The organism is Natronospira sp. (genome assembly GCF_007134575.1).
GTDB lineage: Bacteria > Pseudomonadota > Gammaproteobacteria > Natronospirales > Natronospiraceae > Natronospira > Natronospira elongata.
The window spans coordinates 1-6,012 of sequence record NZ_SLKM01000034.1 but is presented as its reverse complement, the minus strand read 5'-3'; the positions used below and the strand labels follow the sequence as shown (position 1 = coordinate 6,012).

The 6,012-nt window shown below is 62.6% G+C and carries 5 protein-coding genes and 1 tRNA gene; 4 read left to right on the top strand and 2 right to left on the bottom strand.

What is annotated here, in order from left to right; genetic code table 11:
• Positions 1-491, bottom strand: a 491-nt coding sequence (locus ACJWXQ_RS01390) for a DinB family protein (RefSeq protein ID WP_406671996.1), incomplete at its 3' end; no start/stop codon positions are given.
• A gap of 81 nt (positions 492-572) precedes the next feature.
• Complete coding sequence (locus tag ACJWXQ_RS01385) at positions 573-2,330, bottom strand: serine hydrolase domain-containing protein (RefSeq protein WP_346052360.1); 1,758 nt, start codon at positions 2,328-2,330, stop codon at positions 573-575.
• A gap of 165 nt (positions 2,331-2,495) precedes the next feature.
• Here ACJWXQ_RS01385 and ACJWXQ_RS01380 point away from each other — a divergent pair.
• From ACJWXQ_RS01380 to ACJWXQ_RS01365, 4 genes are all read left to right on the top strand, one after another.
• Positions 2,496-2,571, top strand: a tRNA-Phe gene (locus tag ACJWXQ_RS01380).
• Positions 2,572-2,959: 388 nt separating this feature from the next.
• Positions 2,960-3,547 (top strand): DUF502 domain-containing protein, encoded by a 588-nt coding sequence (locus ACJWXQ_RS01375; protein WP_406671995.1) that lies wholly within the window; start codon positions 2,960-2,962, stop codon positions 3,545-3,547.
• A gap of 233 nt (positions 3,548-3,780) precedes the next feature.
• Positions 3,781-4,437, top strand: coding sequence for a response regulator transcription factor (locus tag ACJWXQ_RS01370; protein WP_346052357.1), 657 nt, complete (start codon positions 3,781-3,783; stop codon positions 4,435-4,437).
• A 7-nt stretch (positions 4,438-4,444) separates the two neighbouring features.
• The coding region (locus tag ACJWXQ_RS01365; RefSeq protein ID WP_406671994.1) for a hypothetical protein at positions 4,445-6,012 on the top strand (1,568 nt) is incomplete at its 3' end.

Below are 6,012 nucleotides of genomic sequence, written 5' to 3'. Positions count from 1 at the left end.
AGAGGGTTGGAAGCCAGTACATGCTTGATGTCGGTAAGGATCAGTTCCTGGTGCTGTTGCTCATGATTGAGCCCCAGTACCACGCGCTTGATCAGTGCCTTGTCCATTGCCCCGAGCAATAATGCTTCCATTGCTTCGTCCACATGGGCCCGGTAGTCGAGCACTTCCTCCAGACTGGGGCGACTCAGCAGACCCCGGCGTGGTCGGGGGTGCATCTGGCCAAGCCTGAAATAGTAGGAGTTGAACAGATAATCAAAGTGCGGATTGAAGACCCGGTAATCGTCCCGCCAGGATTGGAGCAGAAATCGTTCGAAGAACCAGGTGGTATGAGCGAGGTGCCATTTGGTGGGACTCACATGGTCCACCGTCTGGACCAGCATGTCCTCTGCCGTCAGGCCCCGGGTCAGTGCCAGGGTGGTCTGGCGGACCGTTGTATAGCGATCCCTCAGGCCAGCGTGGATTGCCTCCGGCGCGGGCTTTGCACTAGCCATGGACATGGCAACCTCCCTGGGATGTTTCCGTTGATGATCCCGCCAGTTGTTTTTGAGCTTAGCCGCCCGGCAAGCTGCAGGTCAAAAGCCGTGACGTCCGCATTCAGTCAGGCGATGCGCCGGGTCTTGCACACCTTGCAGTTGCCGCGCCTCCAGGTCAGGCGGGGCCAGTTTCAGTGCGCTCATGTCCAAATTCCAGGCTGCGGTCGATTGCAGGCGAGTGGTCTCCAGACCCTGCAGGCGGCCCTGGCCTGCGTGCCGAAACACGGCGCGGACGATTCTTTCGCCTGGCTCATGCAGGACCCGCTGCCAGTCCCCGGCTTCGTTCTGCACGATTCTTATCCAGCGATCCCCGTCCTCACCAATGCGGACATCGGTCCACCAGCGACCGTCTGGTGCCGGCCGACTGCCCTGGTGCCAGAGCGGGGGAGGGGACGCCGAATCCGGGGTCAATGTTTCACGCAGCTCTCGCATCAGTCGGGCCTCCTGAAGGTTTCTCGGCTCCGGGCGGTGCGCTGAGCCGGACAGCAATGCCCGCAGTCGGTCCATGACGGCCCGACCCCGTTCCAGGGACTGGACCCGCTCATCTTCTTCGAGCAGGCCGGCCACCGCTTGTCCGCCGCAGGCCAGTACTCGCAGGCTGTTTTCCTTGCGGTACAGGAGCCAGAAGTCGCCGTCGGGATGGGTAACGCGTTGGATGCTTTGCGAGGCGCCTGGATTCAGCACATCATCCAATCCCTGCCAGGCTGGAGGCAGCCTGGCCGAGGGTGGCTCTGGTATGGCCTTGCCAGTTGCCGCTGAGCGGACCAGGGCCGCGAGCACATCAGTGGCGTGAAAGCTCCTTGTATTGCTGCTCAGTACCAGCCAGCGCTCGCTCTCCGGCCACCAGGCCAGTTCCGTGGTGAAGGGACCGAAGCCCCCTTCATGACCAATGCGACGACCGAAGTCGTCCCGGTGGTGGCTCAGGCCCAGGGCATAGGCCTCGCCACTGGCCAGAGTGAGGCGGGGTTCTCGCCATGTCTCGCCCAGCTCACCCCTCATCGGCGGCCCACCCCGCAGCATCTGGACCAGGCCGATCAGGTCGCGGCTGTTGCCGGTAAGCCCGCCAGCACCGATGAGGTTCCAGCCCGGCCGGCCATCGGGCCAGGCGCGTTCACTGAACCGCCCCCAGCGCTGCCCGTCGCTGTAGCCCACGGCTTCTGTCTGACCGGCGGGCGGACCGCCCAGGCGCACGCTGACCAGGCCGGCCGGTTTCAGAATTTCCTCTGCCAGCAGGGCATCCAGGGGCTCACCGCTGCTCGACTCCGCCACGGCCGCCGCCAGGTTGTAGCCCAGATTGGAGTAGATAAAGGCTTCACCGGGGGCGGCGAGCGGACGGCTGCGCATAACCCGCTCCAGGAACGCCTCGCGCTCCAGCGGCTCGAACTCCGGTGGGCCGTCAAACCCGGGGTGGCGCAGCTGCGCGGCCAGACCGGAGCTGTGGCTCAGCAATTGATGCAGCCGGATGCCGCGCTTATCCCTGGGCACATCGGGAAGGTGACGGTGCAGGGGATCATCCAATGTCAGCGCGTCACCTGCCTCCAGCCGTAGGAGCAGGGCGGCGGTCAGGGGTTTGCTGAGTGACAGCCAGGGCAGGTGCGTGTCTGGATTGAATGCCAGGCCTGCTTCCCAATCGGCCAGACCGTGGCCGCTGAGTCCCTGGGTCGTCGTGCCCTGACCGTGGGCGCTGGTGCCGGAGAAGCCCCAGCCCTCCAGGCTCGCCAGGTCCGCTTCAAAGGCGCCGCCTGGTGTGGCGGCCAAAGCCAGCAGGGCAGCGATTATGAGTCGGAGGCGTCGCATGCCTACATCATAGGCTGTGGGCGCGGGAAAGGTCAGGCGGTGGTCGTCAGTGGGCAGGAAATTGTCGACTTCCCTTGACTGGGAGGCCTCAGACCGGTTTAATACGCGTCTTCCCGTCAATGCGGTTCCGCATCTCCCCGACGGGGACAGTCAGACCATCCCGGCGGCCAGGTAGCTCAGTCGGTAGAGCAGGGGACTGAAAATCCCCGTGTCGGCGGTTCGATTCCGTCCCTGGCCACCATTCTAAACTTCCCCGATTCCGTGCAGCCCGATTGGGTTTGTTGCCCCCTGTCCGGGGAATCGAACCAAATTGTTTTATTGTGTCGGCGGTATCGACCTTGCGGCTACTGCGGGTGAGTCGACTGTCAGCGTGCCGTGGTGCCGGTAGCCTTCCCTGGCGCCCAGGCCGGCCCGCACCTCCCTGCGCGGTCGCCAGTCGGGCTGCGAAATGCCCCCGGCATTTCGGTCCCGCCTGGCCCGTCCCTGGCCACCATTCTAAACTTCCCCGATTCCTTGCATCCTGATTCGCCTCGGTGCCATACCTCTGGGTAATCGAGCCATTTCTATCCGCATTGGAAGCCAGCCGGTATGCTGATCAGCAACCACTGATTGAGAAGGGGAAATTCACGATGCAGCGAGTGGGCGCGCTCTTTCTGCTGGGTCTGGCGACCCTGCTTCCGGCAATGCTGATTGGCTATCTGTTGTTTCGTTTCCTGGCGGGGGCGGAGCGGATGCTGGGGCAGGTACTCGCCACCTTGTTGCCAGCCAATTGGTATCTGCCCGGAATGGGGTTGCTGGCAGGCTTGCTATTGATCCTGATGGCCGGGTTGCTGGCCCGGAGCTGGATTGGGCCGCCGGTGGGGCGCTGGCTGTCCCACCGGGTTGGCCGCCTGCCGATCCTGGGCCGGCTTTACCTGGCCTTGAGAGCGGTCATCCGGCGCTTTTCCGGTGAACATCCCGTTGCCTTTACCTCCGTGGTCCTGGTCCTGGATGGCGCTGGTGGCAGGGGGCGAATTGGTCTGGTGGCCGAGCGGCAACCCATGCAATTGAGTCCTGAGGGCCCGGCGAGGGTGCCGGTGTATTTTCCGGCACCGTTTCAGCCGGGGGGCGATCTGGAGTTTGTGCCAGCCGATCATCTGCAAGAAGTGGAAATGAGTGTGGACCAGGCCCTGACTCTGGTTCTGAGTGCCGGGCTTGCCCGGGAATCCGGGCCTTGAGGCGGGCAGCGGCCCTCTGGCGGGAGAATTGGACCCTGGCGTTGGAAAGTGCCCTGACCATTAATTTTGGCGCTGTTGCCCCAATGTGACTATCTTCGTTTGTTTTCGGACGTGCAGATTGGCCCAGAGGCGATTAGACTAGGCACATCGTCCTGAGGAAATTTCCGGGTATTGGCCTGGCAGCATATTGCAGACGCATCCCGGCTCCAGGCGGAAGATAAGGAAAGTAGGCGATGGAATCCATTCTGGTAATCGAAGACAACCCGGATACCCGGGAATGGCTAAAGGCGCTTGCCGAGGAGGCCTTTCCGGGGGCCAGGGTGGACGAGGAGGCCACGCTGGAAGCCGGGCGCGCCGCGCTGGAGAAGGGCTACAATCTGGCCCTGGTGGATCTCAGTCTGCCAGACGGTAGTGGCGTGGATATCCTGATCGACATCCAGACCGGTCACCCGGATACCTTCGCTGTCGTCACGACCATTTACGATGATGATCGCCATCTCTTCGATGCCATTCGCGCCGGTGCCAAGGGTTATCTTCTCAAGGATCAGCCTCGTGAGCGCCTGGTAGCTCAGCTCAAGGGCATTGCCCGCGGTGATCCGCCCCTCTCTCCCGGGGTGTCTCGGCGCATCCTCCGGTATCTCGCTGGCGGTGCCCGACGCACGGAGTCGGACGCGCCCCGCCTGACGGATCGGGAAATGGAAGTTCTGGGACTGCTTTCCCGGGGCTTCAATCGCCACGAAATTGGCAAGGCACTCGATATTACCGCCAATACGGCTGCGGGCTATGTGAAGTCCATCTATCGCAAGCTGCACGTCTCCGGGCGGGCGGAAGCGATCAGGGAGGCCATTGGCTACGGACTGGTGAGCACCGGCCGACCGGAAGGCGACTGAGGTCGTCGTGTTCAGCGGCAGTGTCAGTTACCCGTTTCGGGGTCCTTTTTCCATTGCCCCGATACCCCTCCTGTCCCTGGTCACCCTGGGGGCATTGCTTGTTGTCGCTCTCACCCTGGTGGTCAGTCTTGGCAAACCCTGGCTCGGTGCCGGCTTCACCGCGGCCGATCAGCGTGATGCGGGGGTAATGGTCGACCATGTTCATTCCCACGGGCCACTGGCCGATGTCCTTGAAGTCGGTGACTCGATTCTGGCCATCAGCGGCGATGGTGAGCGCTGGATCTCCCTGGTTGGCTATGATCCCGATTTGGAGCCCCACACCCAGCCCAGTTTTCAGGCCTACAATCAATATCTTACCTTTCAGGGGGAGCTGGCTCGGATTATCGCCGGTGGAGAGGTTCATCTGCGCAGTCAGGATGGGGTCCATCAGCTTGAGCCCCGTAGCAATCGGCCCGTCGCGTCCCTGGGGCTTCAGTTCTGGTTGTTCCACCTTTTCGGACTGATGGCGCTGCTCATCAGCACCTCTGTCTGGGTGTTTCGGCGTCAGGGGTGGGCTCCCTTCTGCCTGTTCCTGTCCGGGCTGGGCTTTTTTATCGCCACAGCGGCCCATGCCGTCTGGATTACCCGGGAACTGGGTCTTCCCGCGGGGCAGTTTGATCTTCTGCTGCGGGTGAACCACCTGGGCCTGGCCATGCTGTTGGGTGGCATCATCAGTCTGTTGGCCTTTTATCCCCGGCCATTGCCGCGCATGCGGGCGCTGGCCGGAATTCTGGTCTTATTGCTCGCCTATCAGGTCAATGAGAACCTGCAGTGGTTCGACCTGCCGTGGCACACCTTCTATCTGCCCCTGCTGTTCTTCTACCTGTGCGCCGTCTTTCTGGCTGTGAACCAATGGCGGATGGCCAGCGGCAAGCCGGTGGCACGGGCGGCCATGAAGTGGATATTCCTGTCCGTGTTCATCAGCATGGGTGTGGGTATCGTGGTCTATTTCCTCCCCACCCTGATGGGGCAAAAGCCCGGCTTTTCCCAGGTCTTCCTGTCCGGATTCGCGGTCACGCTCTACGTGGGGTTCGCGCTCGGCGTGGTCCGCTACCGCCTCTTCGATCTGGACTACTGGTGGTTCATGGCCTGGCTGTGGTTCCTCGGCGGGCTGAGTGTCATCGTGCTGGATCTGGCCCTGGTGGCCTTTCTTGGCATGGGCTATGTGGAAGCCGCGGGTATCGCCGTCCTTCTGGTGGCCTGGGGATATTTGCCCCTGCGGCACTGGATCTGGCAGGTGCTCACGGGCCGCAGTCCCAACACCCTGGAGCATCATCTGCCGGCACTTGCCGAGGCCATCGTGCGCGCCCGCAGTAATGAGGCCGCCGAATTTGCCTGGCAGGAAATTCTGGCGTCCCTTTTCAATCCCCTGCGACTTGAGCGGACAGGCTGGCCGGTGCCGGACACCCGAATCGGCGCCAATGGCGCCGAACTTCTGGTGCCTGGTGTCACTGAAGACGATGGCATCTGCCTCTACCATGCTGATCGCGGTGGCCGCCTGTTCAGCTCACGTGATCGCAAGACGGTCCAGTCTCT